The sequence below is a fragment of the Rhizobium sp. BK591 genome (genome assembly GCF_014195045.1).
GTDB classification, from domain to species: domain Bacteria; phylum Pseudomonadota; class Alphaproteobacteria; order Rhizobiales; family Rhizobiaceae; genus Rhizobium; species Rhizobium anhuiense.
In genome coordinates this window covers 1,110,957-1,127,339 of the sequence record NZ_JACIAZ010000001.1, presented here as the reverse complement: position 1 = coordinate 1,127,339, position 16,383 = coordinate 1,110,957, and the positions used below count along the sequence as shown (strand labels likewise).

17 protein-coding genes are annotated in these 16,383 nt (G+C 61.2%); 6 read left to right on the top strand and 11 right to left on the bottom strand.

From position 1 onward, the window contains the following. Window positions 1–37: 37 nt before the first annotated feature. The 3 genes from ssuD to FHX10_RS05450 form a co-directional block, all read right to left on the bottom strand. On the bottom strand, window positions 38–1,213 hold the full coding sequence (ssuD, locus tag FHX10_RS05460) for an FMNH2-dependent alkanesulfonate monooxygenase (RefSeq protein ID WP_047610189.1): 1,176 nt from the start codon (window positions 1,211–1,213) through the stop codon (window positions 38–40). 362 nt (window positions 1,214–1,575) lie between these two features. Next, a complete protein-coding gene (locus FHX10_RS05455) occupies window positions 1,576–2,541 on the bottom strand; it encodes an aliphatic sulfonate ABC transporter substrate-binding protein (protein WP_063475039.1) in 966 nt (321 codons plus the stop codon). 188 nt (window positions 2,542–2,729) lie between these two features. After that, window positions 2,730–3,107 (bottom strand): hypothetical protein, encoded by a 378-nt coding sequence (locus FHX10_RS05450; RefSeq protein ID WP_047610193.1) that lies wholly within the window; start codon window positions 3,105–3,107, stop codon window positions 2,730–2,732. A gap of 162 nt (window positions 3,108–3,269) precedes the next feature. On the opposite strand from FHX10_RS05450, the gene FHX10_RS05445 reads away from it, so the two are divergent. Next, complete coding sequence (locus FHX10_RS05445; RefSeq protein ID WP_047610195.1) at window positions 3,270–4,139, top strand: NAD(P)-dependent oxidoreductase; 870 nt, start codon at window positions 3,270–3,272, stop codon at window positions 4,137–4,139. Further along, window positions 4,136–4,819, top strand: a complete 684-nt coding sequence (locus FHX10_RS05440; protein ID WP_047610196.1) for a DNA alkylation repair protein — start codon at window positions 4,136–4,138, stop codon at window positions 4,817–4,819. Before FHX10_RS05445 ends, FHX10_RS05440 begins: the two co-directional genes overlap by 4 nt. A 35-nt stretch (window positions 4,820–4,854) precedes the next feature. On the opposite strand, the gene FHX10_RS05435 is transcribed toward FHX10_RS05440, so the two are convergent. The 5 genes from FHX10_RS05435 to FHX10_RS05415 form a co-directional block, all read right to left on the bottom strand. After that, the gene (locus FHX10_RS05435) at window positions 4,855–5,751 is read right to left on the bottom strand and encodes a LysR substrate-binding domain-containing protein (protein ID WP_047610198.1); all 897 of its coding nucleotides are present in this window, start codon (window positions 5,749–5,751) and stop codon (window positions 4,855–4,857) included. Between the two features lie 449 nt (window positions 5,752–6,200). Continuing rightward, window positions 6,201–7,223 carry a porin gene (locus FHX10_RS05430; protein WP_047610200.1) on the bottom strand — a complete coding sequence of 341 codons (1,023 nt, stop codon included), beginning with the start codon at window positions 7,221–7,223 and terminating at the stop codon, window positions 6,201–6,203. A gap of 731 nt (window positions 7,224–7,954) precedes the next feature. Next, complete coding sequence (locus FHX10_RS05425) at window positions 7,955–8,443, bottom strand: Lrp/AsnC family transcriptional regulator (RefSeq protein WP_004678404.1); 489 nt, start codon at window positions 8,441–8,443, stop codon at window positions 7,955–7,957. A gap of 69 nt (window positions 8,444–8,512) precedes the next feature. After that, window positions 8,513–9,145, bottom strand: coding sequence for a uracil-DNA glycosylase family protein (locus FHX10_RS05420; protein WP_184389125.1), 633 nt, complete (start codon window positions 9,143–9,145; stop codon window positions 8,513–8,515). Window positions 9,146–9,149: 4 nt separating this feature from the next. After that, a complete protein-coding gene (locus FHX10_RS05415; RefSeq protein WP_097543688.1) occupies window positions 9,150–9,707 on the bottom strand; it encodes a thermonuclease family protein in 558 nt (185 codons plus the stop codon). 106 nt (window positions 9,708–9,813) lie between these two features. On the opposite strand from FHX10_RS05415, the gene FHX10_RS05410 reads away from it, so the two are divergent. Beyond that, the gene (locus FHX10_RS05410; protein ID WP_063475041.1) at window positions 9,814–11,349 is read left to right on the top strand and encodes a sensor histidine kinase; all 1,536 of its coding nucleotides are present in this window, start codon (window positions 9,814–9,816) and stop codon (window positions 11,347–11,349) included. Window position 11,350: 1 nt separating this feature from the next. On the opposite strand, the gene FHX10_RS05405 is transcribed toward FHX10_RS05410, so the two are convergent. Continuing rightward, on the bottom strand, window positions 11,351–11,734 hold the full coding sequence (locus tag FHX10_RS05405; RefSeq protein ID WP_047610210.1) for a diacylglycerol kinase: 384 nt from the start codon (window positions 11,732–11,734) through the stop codon (window positions 11,351–11,353). Window positions 11,735–11,893: 159 nt separating this feature from the next. Further along, window positions 11,894–12,910 carry a nicotinate-nucleotide--dimethylbenzimidazole phosphoribosyltransferase gene (gene cobT, locus FHX10_RS05400; RefSeq protein WP_047610212.1) on the bottom strand — a complete coding sequence of 339 codons (1,017 nt, stop codon included), beginning with the start codon at window positions 12,908–12,910 and terminating at the stop codon, window positions 11,894–11,896. A 155-nt stretch (window positions 12,911–13,065) separates the two neighbouring features. Between cobT and FHX10_RS05395 the strand changes: the two genes are divergently transcribed. Genes FHX10_RS05395 through FHX10_RS05385 form a run of 3 tightly spaced genes read left to right on the top strand, consistent with a single transcriptional unit; the run spans window position 13,066 to window position 14,783 of the window. Continuing rightward, a complete protein-coding gene (locus tag FHX10_RS05395; RefSeq protein ID WP_047610214.1) occupies window positions 13,066–13,848 on the top strand; it encodes an adenosylcobinamide-GDP ribazoletransferase in 783 nt (260 codons plus the stop codon). 18 nt (window positions 13,849–13,866) lie between these two features. Beyond that, the gene (locus FHX10_RS05390; protein ID WP_063475042.1) at window positions 13,867–14,085 is read left to right on the top strand and encodes a DUF1289 domain-containing protein; all 219 of its coding nucleotides are present in this window, start codon (window positions 13,867–13,869) and stop codon (window positions 14,083–14,085) included. Continuing rightward, window positions 14,082–14,783 carry a TIGR02281 family clan AA aspartic protease gene (locus FHX10_RS05385; protein ID WP_047610219.1) on the top strand — a complete coding sequence of 234 codons (702 nt, stop codon included), beginning with the start codon at window positions 14,082–14,084 and terminating at the stop codon, window positions 14,781–14,783. The genes FHX10_RS05390 and FHX10_RS05385 overlap by 4 nt, the downstream gene beginning before the upstream one ends. 17 nt (window positions 14,784–14,800) lie before the next feature. Here the strand turns inward: FHX10_RS05385 and FHX10_RS05380 are convergent, their stop codons facing one another. Next, complete coding sequence (locus tag FHX10_RS05380; RefSeq protein WP_097622391.1) at window positions 14,801–16,054, bottom strand: MFS transporter; 1,254 nt, start codon at window positions 16,052–16,054, stop codon at window positions 14,801–14,803. Window positions 16,055–16,383 lie beyond the last annotated feature (329 nt).

Here is a 16,383-nt window from a genome sequence, read left to right as displayed (position 1 = left end):
GCTTGCGACGGTGTCGCGCTCTGCGTCTTCGTCGAACTCAGGAACCGGAGACGACTTTCAGATTGCCGCCATGGCTACCGCCGGCGAAAACCTGCTTGCGCCCGAACTCATTGTTGAAGCCCAGGCGCTGCTGCTCGCGGGTGATGCCGAGTTCGGGGAAAAGCAGCTCGGCGACGCGATAGGCCTCTTCGAGATGCGGATAGCCGGAACCGATCACCGTATCGATTCCGATCTCCTGATATTCGCGAAGGCGCGCGGCCACCGTCTTCGGTGACCCCACAAGCGCGGTGCCTGCACCAGCGCGCACCAGGCCGACGCCGGCCCAGAGGTTCGGCGAGACTTCGAGTTTATCGCGGCGCCCGCCATGAAGGGCGGCCATGCGTTTCTGGCCGACCGAGTCGGACTCGTGGACGAAGCGCTCCTGCGCCTCGCGAATCGTATCGTCGTCGAGATGGCGGATCAGCCGTTCGGCCGCCTCCCATGCCTCCTCATCGGTTTCGCGCACGATGAAGTGCAGGCGGATGCCGAAGCTCACCTCGCGACCGCGCTCGCCGGCGGCCTTGCGCACCTTGGCGACCTTTTCGGCTACCTGTGCCGGCGGCTCGCCCCAGGTCAGGTATTTGTCGACACGGCCGACGGAGAAATCGATGCCGGCGTCCGACGAGCCGCCGAAATAAAGCGGCGGGCGCGGGTTCTGCACCGAAGGAAAGCCGAGGCGCGCATTGGTCGCCTTGATGTATTTGCCGTCGAAGCTTGCCGTTCCCTTTTCCAGCAATTCCTCGAAGACGGTGAAGAACTCCTCGGCATGGGCATAGCGCTCGTCATGCTCGAGATGGATGCCGTCGCCGGCAAGCTCCGCCGGGCTGCCGCCGACGACGATGTTGAGCAGCAGCCGGCCGTTGGAGATGCGGTCGAGCGTCGTCGCAAGACGCGCATAGTAGGCAGGAGACGCCGTGCCGGGGCGGATCGCCACCAGGAACTGCAGCTTCTCGGTCTTGGCGGCAAGAGCTGCCGCCGTCACGAAGGATTCTTCGCAGGCAACCCCAGTCGGCAGCAGCACGCCGGAATAGCCGAGCCGGTCGACGGCCTGGGCGATCTGCGTGAGATAACCGATCTCGGGCGCGCGGTTGAGCTCGGAGGAGCCGAGATAGGTGCCGTCGCCTGAGGTCGGGATGAACCAGAGGAAATTGATGGGATTTGAGGTGGTGGTCATGGAAGACGGTCCTTTGCTGCGAATTCGAAAATCAACACGCGGTCGAGATGGCCCCCGGGCAAGCGCAAACCGTCTGCCTACGCAGCGCCGCCGCACGGATGCTTGGGAGGATCGCGGTGGCGGCGCAGGTCGTGAGAAGGCCGGGTGACTGACTGTGCGTGAGCATCTGAATATTCCTGTCGATCGGCTGGCTACCTTCCCGGCACCCACCCACCGATCGCCAGAATAGTGGCATAGACCACCAATTAGATCGACAATATCAATTTGCTATTGTAATCCGTTTTGGAGAATATTTTTCCGGATCGGCGACATGGAGGCCCACTCCATGTCGCCGCGCGAAAAACTTGGCCCCCGGCGAAAAATCAGCTCGCCTTGGGACGCCAGACGATATCACCGGTCGTAAGCTTCTTCGGCAGGATGCCGAGCCCGTAGAACTCATCGGCGAGCGACTGCTGATAGGCGGCAGCGGCATCGGTGATGGTCGAGACGCTGCCGAGGTCGGCGCCCTTGCGCGTCAATGTCACGCGCGTCACCTCAACCGGCACGCCGGTGATCTCGGAAAGCTCCTTCACCGTCGCGTCGAGATTGCTTTGTGCCGACTTGCCGACCTTGGCAAGCTCGTCGATCACGTCGACGATCACCTGCCCGTTGGCGTCGGTGAAATCACGGTTGGCGAGGAAGAAACTGTAGGAGTCGACGATGCCTTCGGCGGTCGTCAGGATACGCGTCTCCGGATCGGCTTCGGCAATCGCCAGATAAGGATCCCAGATCGACCAGGCATCGATGCTACCATTCTTGAAGGCGGCGGCGGCATCCGGCGGCGAAAGGTCGAGCTGCTCGACATCTTCGGGCTTCAGGCCCGCCTTACGCAAAACCTTGACGGTTACGTTATGGGCGCTAGAGCCGCGCTTGAAGGCGACCTTCTTACCCTTGAGGTCCTCAAGCGTCTTGATCGGCGAATCCTTGCGCACGACGATGGCCGAGGCTGCCGGGCTACCCTTGTAGAGACCGACATAATAGAGCTGCCCGCCGGCCGCTTGGGCAAAGAGCGGCGGCACATCGCCGGTCGCGCCGAAATCGAGGGCGCCGGCGCCCAGTGCTTCGAGCAGCGGCGGGCCGGAGGTGAATTCCGACCAGCCGACGGTAATGCCGCGATCGGCAAGCCGCTTCTCAAGTGCGCTGCGACGCTTGGCGAGCGCCAACACGCCGTTCTTCTGCCAGCCGATACGGAACTCGCTGGCGGCAGCGCGTGCCGGCCTGACAGCTGGCAGAATTGCCGTGGCCGCGGCTGCTGCGAAAAGCCCGAGAGTTTGTCGACGTGAAATCATGACTTTCCCCTTTTTGATGGCGCCGAGCCTGTTTTCGGCTGGTCGACCTTTCAGCGATGAGTGTCATGATGATGAAATCTATAATTTATATCGACAATTTTATTTGCAAGATTCGGCCATTGCTGAAATTTTGCGGCCCGGATATCGCGGTTAAGCGGATTTTTTTCGCGCGTCCGCTTTGCCGGCTGCTATTCCACCCCGTCCCAGCCTTCGGCGGCCAGACGCTCACGGATGAAGGTTGGGCCGCCGGCAAGGCGCTTGGCAAGCAGGCTTGCGGGATCGACCATGCGCCAATAGGGCGTGAGCGTCGAAACCGGTTCGTCCTTTTCCAGCGCACCGAAGGACAGTTCGGCGATCGCACGCAAATGCCGCTGCACGGTCACCGGGCAACAGGCATCCGCCCCGTATTGGACAGCGAGACGGCGGCGGAGGACGCCGATGTCGGTAAGCACACCTTCCGGCGCTGATCGAATCTGCTCTACGACCATCTGCTGCGATGGAATGAGCATCGCCTGCGTTCCGCTGCGGCCTTTGCGCCGCGGCTTGATCGTCGGAATTTCGCTCATGTCACCCTCGGAACATAATGCCTTCTTCCCAATCTAGGGCTCGGCCGAACGGTGGCCAGCCTCCTATGCACCAATCGGAAACAAGTCCTTCTTCACGGGCTTTTCTGCTCCCACCGTTTCGGTTAATCCTCAAGCCTGCACTTGAGGAAAAGGATAGGACATATGGCTAAAGTCGCGTTCATCGGTCTCGGCGTCATGGGGTTTCCCATGGCAGGCCATCTGAAGACGAAGGGCGGCCACGATGTTACCGTCTACAATCGCACTGCCGAAAAAGCCGCCGCCTGGGCCGAGAAATTCTCCGGAAAATCCGCCCCTACCCCGGCAGAAGCTGCCACTGGGGCCGATTTCGTCTTCGTTTGCGTCGGCAATGACGAAGATCTCCGATCGGTGACATCGGGCGAGAACGGCGCCTTGCACGGTATGAAGCCAGGCTCGGTGCTGATCGACAACACCACCGCCAGCGCCGAGGTCGCCCGCGAACTTTATGCGGCGGCAAAGGAACGAGGCGTCGATTTCATCGATGCTCCCGTCTCCGGCGGCCAGGCCGGCGCTGAAAACGGCGTCCTGACCGTCATGTGCGGCGGCGACGAAGCCGTCTTCGAACGCGCCAGGCCTGTGATCGACGCCTATGCCCGCATGGTCGGTCTGATGGGGCCGGCAGGCTCGGGCCAGCTGACCAAGATGGTCAACCAGATCTGCATCGCCGGCCTCGTCCAGGGGCTTGCCGAAGCGCTGCATTTCGGCAAGCGCGCCGGCCTCGATATCGAAAAGGTCGTCGAGGTGATCTCCAAGGGCGCAGCCGGCTCCTGGCAGATGGAAAACCGCCACAAGACCATGAACGCCGGCAAATATGATTTCGGCTTTGCGGTCGACTGGATGCGCAAGGATCTCGGCATCGTGCTCACCGAAGCTCGCCGCAACGGCGCCAAGCTGCCTGTCACCGCCGTCGTCGACCAGTTTTATGGCGACGTTCAGGCGATGGGCGGCAATCGCTGGGACACATCCTCGCTGCTCGCCCGCCTCGAGAAATGATCGGCCCCTCCTCCGATGCGGCCGGATTGATCGCGCATCTCGAAACGCTGCGCTCGGAGGAGAATGTCGCCGCCATGGCGCGCTTTGGTATCGTCACCGGCCGCGCCCTTGGTATCTCCAATCCCGATATCAGGGCGGTCGCCAGACTGGCGAAGAAGGATCACGTCAGGGCGATGCAGCTCTGGCGAAGCGATATCCGCGAAGCCCGCCTGCTCGCCCTCTACACCGCCGAGCCGAAACGCTTGACGATGGAAGAGGCTCGAAATTGGGCCAATGATTTCGACTCATGGGAAATCGTCGATTGCGCCGCCGATCTCTTCGTCGAGGCTCGGCTGGATGACCTCGTCCGGGACTTCGCAGACGACGAGCGCGAATTCGTCCGACGCACCGCCTTCGCCATGATATCAGGTGCCGCCGTCCATCGAAAGAAGGAGCCCGATGCGGCCATCCTTGCCTGGTTGCCGCTGATCGAGGTCCATTCCGGCGATCCACGAAACTTCGTGCGCAAGGCGGTGAATTGGGCGCTGCGCAGCATCGGCAAGCGTAATCTCGCCTGCCATGCGCCGGCGTTGGCGCTCGCAACGACCCTGGCGGAGAGCTCTGATAAGACCGCCCGCTGGATCGGCAAGGATGCCGTCAGGGAATTGGCCGGCGAAAAGCTGCTGGCGCGGCTGAAATAAGGCAGAGGCCGGCTCCAAGGTGCCGCGCCTCTTCGTCAATGCTGCCTGGATTTCTCGACCAGGAAATCGATCAGCACGCGGACTGCCGGCGGCATGCCCTTGGCGGTCGTGAAGACGATGTAGAACTGGCTCTCCTCCGACTGCCATTCCGGCAGCACCCGCACCAGTTTGCCCGCCCGGAGATCGGCCTCGCAGGCACTCTCGAGCAAAAGCCCGAAGCCGAGGCCGGCACGGGCCGCGTCGAGGATGGCTGTCATGCTGCGGCAGGTAAGCCGCGGCTGATGCCGAATCACTCGTTTGACGTCATTTGGACCGATCAATTCCCAGGTATGGAACGACACCCATGACGTCATCGCCAACGTCGGCAGATCGGCGAGATCATCCACACCATTCAAGCTACCGGTACGCTCGACGAGCGCGGGACTTGCCACCAGGATACGCCTGATACGGTCGAGCTTGCGCATCGTCAGGCTCGTCTGCGTCTCCGGCTCGTTGGTCGCCCTCACCTCAAGGTCGATCCGTTCGTTGATGAGGTCGGCGCGCCGGTCGGAGCCGATGATCTGCAGCTTGATCTTCGGATAACGTTCCAGGAATTCGGGCAGGATCCCCCCGACCGAAATGTCGACGAGACCGAGCGGACAGGCCATCCGCACCACACCTTGCGGGTCGGACTGAGCCTCGCTGACGAGCGATTTGGCGCGATCGGCCTCCTGCAGGATGGTCTGGCATCTTTCGTAGAAAGCTTGGCCGATCTCTGTCACCCGGAAGTGACGGGTCGAGCGTTCTATAAGCCTTGCGCCAAGACCGTCCTCAAGCCGGCTGACCCGCCTGCTCAGTTTCGAACGCGGTATCTTGAGATCGCGACTTGCAGAAGCAAAACCGCCGCTGGAGACGACAGCGGCGAAATAATAATAATCGTTGAGATCATCCATAAGCACAAGCTATCCGAGAGTAGGAATGAAGGCCAGCCCCTGCAAAGGTTGTACCCTCTCTCCAAAAAAGCTGTGATCACATTGTCGGCATTGGACTTTCTTTTCACGACATGTTGCGGCAAAGCCAACCAACGCCGAGCAGGACAGCAATCGACAGCCGTCTGTGCGGTATTTCTATCGGCTGAACCAGCTCATTTCAAAAATTGGAAAAACGGGGGCCTCGGGAAACAAGGCTGGCAGGATGCCGACCTGCGATACGCAACGCGCCGGTTCGGCTCACCTGAAAGGCCATCGTGATCGACGGCGTTGAAGACTGCACGCCAAAAACAATGCAAGGACGGTCCGGCAGGGAAGACCGGACACGTCCCCGTAGCTGATCGGAGGTCACTCGGATCAGAAACTGATTTAAGTGCTCCCGGTCCGAAGACCGGGAGCATCCACCAAGTGGATTAGAACGAACGCTGCAGACGGAAGTAGCCCGTCGTGGAGTCGTCGCCATCATCCGGATCGAGGTACTGAACCGAAGCCTTGGCGTAGAAGTTGTCGACGATCTGGTAATCAACCGTCAGACCGACCTTCCATGCATCGCCGAGACCGTCGAAGTCATCCGGAACAACCTTGGAACCGCCAAAGTAGTTGCCGTAGTACTGAACGGCCGGGGTGATCTTGAGCTTGTCGGTTGCCTTGATTGCGTATTCGGCAGCAACAGCCCATTCAGCCGTCGAGTAGTAGGAGTTCGGGCCGGTGGAGTATACGCCGGCGAGGCCGAGCGTGCCGGGACCGATGTCAACCGTACCCATTGCACGGACAGCACCGTCTTCATTGTCGACGTCGTAGCCGGCAGTGATCTGGTAGCTGAACGCACCGGCAGTGCCGCCGAGACCAACAGCAACGCCAACGTTGTTGGCTTCTTCACCAACCTTGTAAACGCCATCTTCCAGTTCGTCGACGCTGATGCCGGCGTAGAAGGTGCCGCTTTCATACTGATAGCGGATGGAGTTGTGGAGCGTTACAACCGAACCGATGTCGTCGGTTTCGCCGGAGAGACCATCGTCCCACCAGCTGTAGAAGAGACCGGCGCGGAAGCCCGCGACGTCGAGGTAAGCGGAGTCGAGAATAGCTTCCTGATCGGTGGCGTTGTCAGCATTGAACTGCATGACGATGACGCCGGTCAGCGGACCATACTCGGTGTCGCTCTTGGCCGTGAACTGAACCTGACCGCGGGTGACGGCATCCCAGTCCGAATCGCCGCCGACATCTTCGCCAACGTTGACCTGGAAACGGATGTAGCCTTCGATCTTGAGGCAGGTTTCGGTGCCCGGGATGTAGAAGTAGCCGGTGCCGTAAGCGTCGCAGACGCGAACATATTCAACCGGTTCCGGCTCAGCAGCAACAATAGCGTCAGCTGCAAGAACCGGCGTCGATGCAGCAAATGCTGCTGCTGATGCAAGCAAAACCATTCTGATGTTCATTTACCAATCCATTCCTTTGTCGATCGGGGCTGGCTTCCAATCGGGTAGTCGATTTGAAGCCGGCCCAGTTTGAACAGCCATCTCGGCGTGCGGATCGATCGAACCGCCAAACCGTCATCACATACAAGGCTTGATCAAGCAATTCTCGATACACGCCAGATGGGTTCCGTTGAGCAACTTTCCCTGAGGACGTGATTTTTATACAACAATTTCAATTAACTAGGAAGAAAACACACCAAACGGCTCCGCGACGGAAATCCTCCATCGCAAGCCGCAAACGCTACGCCCCATTTGTCAAATTCTCCACCGTTCGACCCCCGTCGAACACACTGGTGAAGCGCATAAACTCTACCGCCGGCCAATGAACACATACAAGGCAGCGGCTTAGAACATGGTGTTCTGAATTCGATACCAATGCGACGAAATAATGACATAACGCCCACTGATGAGATGGATAATAACTCCGCAATCCTTACCAGGCTATATATATTTTGCGGATTCCAGCACGATTTGGGCGTTTTTTGCTATTTTTGGGGGTTTTGTGCAGTCCGAAGCCACATTGTCTTACTCTTAGCTCTTACCGAGCGAGTATACTTAAATGTGGCGGGGCCTGCCTCAAGCAGGCCGCAATCGGCGTGCGATCGAGCATGTCGCGTGCGGTCTCGGACCGCACGACTCGCTTTGTTGCAACTTATCGCTTTCCCACGCGATCGGCGATCGCGCCGGGAGACTCAATCCTCGTTGGACTTGGCATTCTCGAGAATCATGTAGTCGAGCGGCAGTTGCGTCGAATACTTGATCTGCTCCATCGCGAAGGCCGATGAGACGTCGCGAATCTCGATCTTGGCGATCATCCGCTTATAAAAGGCGTCATAGGCGGCGATATCGGGCACGACGACTCGCAGGAGATAGTCGACATCGCCGCTCATCCGGTAGAATTCGACCACTTCGGGGAATTCGGCGACCACCTCGGAAAAGCGCCGCAACCATTCGATCGAATGGGTGGCAGTGCGAATCGACACGAAGACGGTGACCTTGGTGTTGACCTTCTCCGGATCGAGGATGGCGACTCGGCGCTTGATGACGCCGTCTTCTTCCATCTTCTGGATGCGCCGCCAGCATGGCGTCGTCGAGAGCCCCACTTTCTTGGCGAGATCGGCAACGGCAAGAGTCGAATCTTCTTGCAGAAGACGCAGTATTTTTCGGTCGAGGCGGTCCATGCGCACAACAGTCCTTTCGAATTATTTTCTTTGTATAACTCGATTCCGCGCGACGAAAAGAATTTTGTTTCAGGAAAGCAGCTTTTTCGTCCGATCCTGCAAGACCGGGAGCAATTCTTTCTCGAACCAGGGATTGCGCTTCAGCCACCCGCTGTTACGCCAGCTCGGATGCGGCAGCGGCAGCACCGTCGGCGATCGGCCGGACAGAAGACCGTCACGCCACGCCCGCACCGTCTCGGTCATATTGCCCCGCTTTCCACCGGTCATATGCCAGGCCTGCGCATATTGGCCGATGACCAGCACCAGTTCGATCTGCGGCATGGCCGAGATCACTCTTTGCCGCCAGAACGGCGCGCATTCGCGCCGCGGCGGCAGATCGGCACCCTTATCGTCGTAGCCAGGAAAACAGAAGCCCATACCAACGATGGCGAATCGGTCGCAGTCGTAGAAGCTTGCCCTGTCAACGCCGAGCCATGACCGCAGCCGGTCGCCGGAAGCATCGTCGAACGGCAGGCCGCTCTCATGCACCCGAAGTCCCGGCGCCTGTCCGGCGATCAGGATGCGCGCGCTCGACGAAATCACCGCCACCGGCCGCGGCTCGTGCGGCAGCCGGTATTCGGGCCCCTTCGCCGGCGTGTCACGACAGATTCGGCAGGACGCGATCTCCCGCCGCAACGTCTCCAGCGTGGCTTCATCGTTCATGGCTTCACTCCCATCCGGAAATCTGCCCGATGAAGCGCAGGACGCCGTCGAAACCGGAACTGTGGCGCGCATGGTCGCGCACATCGCGCGGCCGCTCGAAGGTCCCGGCCCAGAGGCCCGCCTTCCGAGCCTTCGCCTCGGCCTCTTCTTTAGCATAACCGCCATAGGAGATGGCCATGCCCCGCCGCACCATGGCGGCATTGATGTCACCGTCCGCTTCGCTCCGGCAGACGACGAGCAGCCTGTCGTAGCGGTCGCGCCGGCTGCCCTGGCACAGCGTTCCGGATGCCAGCATCATGTCCTGCAGCGCCTCGCGCGCCGACCGGCCGCAGGCCCAAGCCTTCCCTGCCCGCTGGCAGCTCTGATTGAGTTCCGGCGCATCGATGCCTTCGAGGCGCAAACGTTCGGCTCCCAATGTCAGACTGTCACCGTCGGCCGCGTGGAAAGCACCCATATGCTCGATCTTTGCTGCGTCGTTGAGCTTGGCGGCGATCAGCGCCACGAGCACCAGCAGGGCAAAAGCGGTCACGCCGTCGCGAATCAGGCGCAGACCCCGTGTCACGCTTTTGCCTCCTTAAAAAACAAATCCTTGGCAAAGATGGCAAACATCTTCTTAAGAATTGCCGGTTAAGCTCTTATCCACCCTGGGATGAAGTTTCAACGTGCACATGAGTACCGGCGTAAGCACATCGACCGACAAGATCATCGTCGACAGGTCGCGCAGCCACCGCAACAAGGCCGTTTCCAAGGCCGTGCGGCAAACGCGCGAACGTCTTCAGTCCGGTCATGCGTCCAATTCCTCCTTCGACCGTGACGTGCTCAAGATGTATGTGACGTCGATGCTGCAGGGCGCGACGATCATGCCGCTGTTTGTTGTCATCATCACCGCGCTTGGCGTCTATTTCACCCAGAACACCCAATTGCTCTTCTGGGCGCTGCTGACGCTCACCTGTCACACCGGCAATATCCTGCTCGCACGGCGCGCGCGCCGGCAGGAAATCACCCCCGAGAGCGCCCGCAAATGGCGCCGCATGCTGCTGCTCGGCCAGTTCCTTCTCGGCTGCTGCTGGGCCGTCTTCGCCCTGCAGGGCTGCGACACTTGCGAGCCGTCGAGCTTCATTCTTTATAAGGGCGCCACGCTGCTGATCGCGCTCTCCGTCACGGCGATGTCGAACTTCATGCTGACGCCTGCCGTGCTCGCCGCCTTCTCGCCGGCGGTCCTGGCGCTCGCCGCCAAGAGCGGCCTGTCGCGCGACTTCCTCGAAATCAGCCTGACGGGGCTCTTCACCACCACTCTCGTCTTCTTCAACTATATCAGCGACCGGCTCTTCAAGTCGAACCTCAGGATCCTCTCCTACCAGTCTGAAAAGGACGACCTGATCGCCGAGCTCGAGGTGGCGAAATCGATGTCGGACGAGGCTCGCCGCCGCGCCGAAGAGGCGAACCTCGCCAAGTCCCGCTTCCTTGCCTCCATGTCGCACGAGCTGAGGACCCCACTCAACGCCATCCTCGGATTCTCAGAGGTGATGTCGGCCGAAGTCATGGGACCGCTCGCCAATCCGACCTACAAGGAATATGCCGGCGATATCCACCGCTCCGGCCAGCATCTGCTCGATCTGATCAACGAGATTCTCGACCTGTCGCGCATCGAAGCCGGCAAATACGAGCTGAGCGAGGAGGCGATCTCGCTTCTCGATATCACCGAAGATTGCATCGGCATGGTCCAGCTGCGCGCCCGCGGCAAGAATATTGCCATTTCGGACCAGTTCGAGCGGCAGCTGCCGGCCATCTGGGCGGATGAAAAATCGATGCGCCAGGTGGTGCTCAACCTTCTCTCCAATGCCGTCAAATTCACGCCGCAGGGTGGCGAGATCCATGTCAAGGTCGGCTGGACGGCCGGCGGCGGTCAGTACATCTCGATCAAGGACAACGGCCCCGGCATTCCGGAAGAAGAGATCCCCGTCGTCCTGTCGGCCTTCGGCCAGGGCTCGATTGCCATCAAGAGCGCCGAACAGGGTACCGGTCTCGGCCTGCCGATCGTCCAGGCGATCCTTGCCAAGCATGACGGACAGTTCCTGCTGAAATCGAAGCTGCGCGAGGGCACCGAGGTCATCGCCATCCTGCCCGCCAAACGCGTGCTTCAGAGCCTGCCAGCCGTCGAGGAGGCCCAGGCCGTCGCGCGCAAGCGCAAGAGTTTTGCCTGAATCAGCTAAAGAATAGGTGCTTGCCGAGAACGAAGCCGAGATAGAGGCAGCAGGCGGCGATCATGCAGCTTACCGCGAAAGAGCCGAGATCCTTGGCATGTTTGCCGACGATGGAAATCTCCGGCGAAATCCGGTCGATCACCTCTTCGACGGCGGTATTCATCGCCTCCATCGAAAAGAGTGCGAGAAACAGAAGCACCGCGACGACGATCTCGCCGACACTTGCACCAACGAGCGCCAGCGCTGTGATCGAAACGACGAAGAAACCAAGCTCCTGGCGGAAGGCCGCCTCTTTCAGCACCCGCAGGAAGCCCGCCCAGGAGTAGCTGGCCGCGGCGAAAAAATGCCGAAATCCGGTCTCTTTCGTCACCGCAGGCTTCGTCAAGACACCCTCTCCTCTTGCCGTTGCGTCACAGACCCGGGAAAGCTTGCCGTCTCCCCTTCGATGAGCGAATACGCAAATACCGAATCCCCTTGGGCGGCGCAAGCAAAGGCGGGCGGATCGGCCGCGCCGACCGCGGGATCGGCGGCACCGGCCGCGGCCTCAATGCTTGTTGGTCACACCCGCCTGGGCGAAGGTCGCCATGCCGGAATGGCAGGCGGCGGCCGCCTTGACGATACCGGCGGCGAGCGCCGCACCGGTGCCTTCGCCGAGCCGCATGCCAAGCGCCAGAAGCGGCGTTTTGCCGAGCATCTCAATTGCGCGCAGATGTCCTGGCTCGCCGGAGACATGGCCGATCAGGCAATGATCGAGTGCGGACGGATTGGCGGCCTTCAGGATCGCTGCCGCCGCGGTTGCGACATAACCGTCGATCAGCACGGGAATGCGCTCCATGCGGGCGGCAAGAATGGCGCCGGCCATCGCCGCGATCTCGCGGCCGCCGAGCCGGCGCATGATCTCCAGCGGATCATCGAGATGGTCGCTATGCAACGCCACCGCCTTTTCCACCGCCGCGATCTTGCGCTCCAGCATCTCGCCTTCCGAACCGGTGCCGGGTCCCACCCAGTCGCGTGCCGAACCGCCGTAAAGCGCATAATTGATCGCCGCCGCAATCGTCGTATTGCCGATCCCCATCTCGCCGATGCAGAGCAGGTCGGTGCCGCCGGCGATCGCCTCCATGCCGAAGGCCATGGTCGCGGCGCAATCGCGCTCGGAAAGTGCGGCCTCTTCGGTGATGTCTCCGGTGGGATAATCGAGCGCCAGATCGAAGACTTTCAGCCCGAGATCATAGGCAACGCAGATCTGGTTGATCGCAGCCCCCCCGGCGGCAAAATTCTCGACCATCTGCTGCGTCACCGCGGGCGGAAAGGGCGTGATGCCCTGTCTGGTGACGCCGTGATTGCCGGCAAAGATCGCCACCAGCGGCCGGTTGACGGCAGGTGTGCGGCCCGTCCAGGCGGCAAGCCAGAAGGCGATCTCCTCAAGCCGTCCAAGCGCGCCCGGCGGCTTGGTCAGTTGCGCGTCGCGTTCGCGCGCCGCCACCAGCGCGCGGGCATCCGGGCCTGGCAGGTCACGAAGCAGGGTACGGAAATCGTCGAACGGCAGGCCTGAAACGCTCATCTGTGCGGTTTTCCTATGAATCCGGTATTCTTGTCTTTTCCACGCAAATCAGCTTCCTTGCGGGTGGCAACTCTCTTAAAGCGGGCGGACGAGGCGAACAACTCCAAAAGCGCCGCCGCGACCATAAGCCGAAACCTCCGGCAGAACGAAGCAGAATGAAGATCAAGGACCATGCGGTCGACACCGCCCGCGCCGTCGCCTTCCTCAGCCGCATTCCGATGCCGCAATCGCTGTTCAAAGGCTATGACGGCAGGCTCGGCCGGCTGGTGCGCGCCTTTCCCTTCGCCGGCCTGGTCATCGGCTTCGCCCCCGGGCTCGCCCTCCTCCTGCTTTTGGCGCTCAGGGCCGACCCGCTGATGGCAGCTCTGATCGCGCTTTCCGTCCAGGCTCTCGTCACCGGTGCGCTGCACGAGGACGGCCTGGCCGATACGGCCGATGGCATCGGCGGCGGCAAGAGCCGCGAGCAGAGCCTCCTCATCATGAAGGACAGCCGGATCGGCACCTATGGCGCGATAGCATTGATCCTGTCTTTCGCGATCCGCGCAGCCGCGCTTGCCGCCATCGCCCGACATTCCTCGCCGCTCGCTGCCGCCCTTGCCATTCTCGCCGTCGCGGCACTGAGCCGCGGCGCCATCACCTGGCACTGGCAGCGGCTGGCACCGGCAAAGGCCGATGGCGTGGCTGCCTCGACCGGCCAGCCGGACGAGGCGGCGATGCAGTTTGCGCTCGCCGCGGCCGGCCTCGTCGCAGCGCTTCTGATCTGGCCTGCCTTCGGCCTGAGGCCGCTGGTCGCAAGCCTGCTCGCCACCGGGATCGCAGGGCTTTCCTTCACCGTTTTCATCCGCCGCAAGCTTGCCGGCCACACCGGCGATACGCTCGGCGCAACCCAGCAAATTTGCGAGATCGCCACCCTTTGCGCTCTTGCCACCGCTCTTTGAAACTCCGATATATCGCTCATGCAAACACCCTGCATTCAAGTCTGCTCCATGGAGCCCTCCGCCGGATTTTGCGCCGGCTGCGGCCGGACTCTTCAGGAGATTGGCAGCTGGATGACCTACTCCGACGCCGAGCGAAGACGGATCATGGCGCTGCTGCCGGCAAGGCTTGCAGGCATCGCCGCGGTGCCGAACCATATGGAAACAAGCCTCGCCAGTCGGTCGGAGCGGCCTTTATGATCCGTTTGACCGTCTTCCTCGTCGTGATCGGCATCGGCCTTGCCGTGTTGATCGTCAACAATGACAGCGGCCATATCCTCGGCCTGCAGAGCGACGACTTCGGCCGCGTCGTCTATCTGTTGCCGATCGCGCTGATGCTGTCGGCCGGCATCTGGGCCAGCCGGCGCAGTGTCGGCGAAACGATGCGCCAGATGATGATCTGGCTGGTCATCATCCTGGCGCTCGCGACCGTCTATCTCTATCGCCAGGAGGCGCTCGGCGTCGGCAACAGGCTGCTCGCCGGCCTCGTTCCCGGCCACGCCGTCGTCGTCACGACAAGCGAGGGCGGCCAGGAGATCATCCTGCACAAGCTGCTGAACGGCCATTTCGAAGCCGATGTCGCTGTCAACGGCCAGACGATCCAGATGCTCGTCGACACCGGCGCCAGCATGGTGGCGCTGTCGCGCGAAGATGCCGAGCGGATCGGCATCGATCTCTCCGGCCTCACCTATTCCATGACCGTCATGACCGCCAACGGCCGCGGCCGCGCAGCACCCGTCACGCTCGACCAGGTGGCGATCGGCCCGATCGTCCGCAACAATGTCGCAGCCAGCGTCGCCGAGGACGGCCGGCTCGACCAGAGCCTGCTCGGCATGAGCTTCCTGGAAACGCTGGGTTCCCTGCAGATGCAGACCGATGAACTGCGCATGCGCGATTGAACCCGGCGCCGAGGCGCTCACGATCCGTTGTCAGCCGTTCGCCGATCGACGAGTGCCGCGAAAAGCGCTGCCGACAATGCGAGCGAAGCCGATATCATCAACAGGCCGAATAGCGTGTGAACCGCGCCCGGCCCACCGAGAAACAGCCCGGCGACCGAGGCGATGAGTGCTCCGCCGCCAATCGACATCGCGGCAGCAAGGCCCGCGGCGGTGCCTGCGAGATTGCCGCGCACGGACATCACACCCAGATTGGCGGCGGGAAAGGTCAATCCGTTGCCGATGCCGATGAATATGCAGGGTCCGAAGAACGCAAGCACGTGGGTGGCGCCCGACATCGAGAAGATAAGCCCAAACAATAGACCCATACACGTCACCAGGCGCGCAATGACAAGGGTCGTGCCCGGCGAGTTCCTGGTGAAGCGGCCGGCGAGATAGCTGCCCAGAATGAACCCCGCAGGGATCATTCCCATGTAGAAGCCGAGCTTTGCGCTTGATCCGCCGAGCGACTCGCCAACGGCCGACGATGCTCCTCCCAGGAAAATATAGAGAGTGCCCGTCGAACAGGCCATGCACAGCGCATAGGCCCAGAACCGTGCCGAACCCAGAAGCTGCCCATAGGAGGCGAGATGGTTGCCTCTCGATCTCGATTTGTGTTCGGCGGTCTCCTTGAGCTCGCGCATGGAGATCGCGAGGATGGCGGCCCCGAGCAGCGCAAGGGCGACGAAAATCGACCGCCATCCGAACAACTCGTCCAAAGCTCCGCCGAAGGTGGGACCCAGCATGGGAGCAATTGCCCATCCCATGGCGGCGTAACCAATTCTGTTGGCGGCCTGACCTTCGCCCGCCGTCTCCTTGATGACGACGAGGGCGACACAAAAACATGCGGCGATGGACGCTTGCATGGCGCGAAACAGAAGGAAGATGCCGATATTTGGAGCAAGGGCGCAACCGACGGAGGCGACGATGAAAATGGCGACGGCGATCAGTGCGACCGGTCTGCGCCCATATCGATCCGACATTGCGCCTGCGACGATCTCTGTCAGCGCGTTGACGATCGCATAGCCCGCAACCGACAGATTGACGAGCGCGAAATCGGCTTGGAACGTGGCTGCGATGTTCGGCAGCGCCGGCAGATATATGTTCACCGGCAATACCGAAAGCGCCGTGAGCAGGAGGAGGATCGTGCGCCGGGGCGCCGCCGCGGTCGATGTCGCAACCGTCGTGTCGGTCATGCGGCTGCTGGAGTTCTGAACAGCATTGTCGCGAGTCATGGTCTTGCCCGTCTTGTCAGCGAGATGTCGTGGGAAATCTGACGAGGCGCAGCCAAATTCAGGGCATAAAAAAAGCCCCGTCAGGAGCTCGATTCCGCGCATGGGGCTGTTTGCCGGATGGTTACACCATCCTGCCCATGCGCTCTATCACTACGACAAGAACCATTGCGATCTTCATGGCCGCTACAGCTAGAGAGAAATTCGCACTCCGTCAATGTGCCGCTTTTTGACGGGCGGAGCGGCTTTACGGCAGCGTTCGGATCTGTCAGCTTCAAGCGCAACAACAAGACCACAAAGAGCAAAAAGAAACTTCCTCTGCATAGTTCCTG

Coding starts and splice junctions, on each gene's coding strand:
- ssuD (WP_047610189.1), bottom strand. CDS start 1,213: ATGACCACCACCTCAAATCCCATCAATTTCCTCTGGTTCATCCCGACC.
- FHX10_RS05455 (WP_063475039.1), bottom strand. CDS start 2,541: ATGATTTCACGTCGACAAACTCTCGGGCTTTTCGCAGCAGCCGCGGCC.
- FHX10_RS05450 (WP_047610193.1), bottom strand. CDS start 3,107: ATGAGCGAAATTCCGACGATCAAGCCGCGGCGCAAAGGCCGCAGCGGA.
- FHX10_RS05445 (WP_047610195.1), top strand. CDS start 3,270: ATGGCTAAAGTCGCGTTCATCGGTCTCGGCGTCATGGGGTTTCCCATG.
- FHX10_RS05440 (WP_047610196.1), top strand. CDS start 4,136: ATGATCGGCCCCTCCTCCGATGCGGCCGGATTGATCGCGCATCTCGAA.
- FHX10_RS05435 (WP_047610198.1), bottom strand. CDS start 5,751: ATGGATGATCTCAACGATTATTATTATTTCGCCGCTGTCGTCTCCAGC.
- FHX10_RS05430 (WP_047610200.1), bottom strand. CDS start 7,223: ATGAACATCAGAATGGTTTTGCTTGCATCAGCAGCAGCATTTGCTGCA.
- FHX10_RS05425 (WP_004678404.1), bottom strand. CDS start 8,443: ATGGACCGCCTCGACCGAAAAATACTGCGTCTTCTGCAAGAAGATTCG.
- FHX10_RS05420 (WP_184389125.1), bottom strand. CDS start 9,145: ATGAACGATGAAGCCACGCTGGAGACGTTGCGGCGGGAGATCGCGTCC.
- FHX10_RS05410 (WP_063475041.1), top strand. CDS start 9,814: ATGAGTACCGGCGTAAGCACATCGACCGACAAGATCATCGTCGACAGG.
- cobT (WP_047610212.1), bottom strand. CDS start 12,910: ATGAGCGTTTCAGGCCTGCCGTTCGACGATTTCCGTACCCTGCTTCGT.
- FHX10_RS05395 (WP_047610214.1), top strand. CDS start 13,066: ATGAAGATCAAGGACCATGCGGTCGACACCGCCCGCGCCGTCGCCTTC.
- FHX10_RS05390 (WP_063475042.1), top strand. CDS start 13,867: ATGCAAACACCCTGCATTCAAGTCTGCTCCATGGAGCCCTCCGCCGGA.
- FHX10_RS05385 (WP_047610219.1), top strand. CDS start 14,082: ATGATCCGTTTGACCGTCTTCCTCGTCGTGATCGGCATCGGCCTTGCC.
- FHX10_RS05380 (WP_097622391.1), bottom strand. CDS start 16,054: ATGACTCGCGACAATGCTGTTCAGAACTCCAGCAGCCGCATGACCGAC.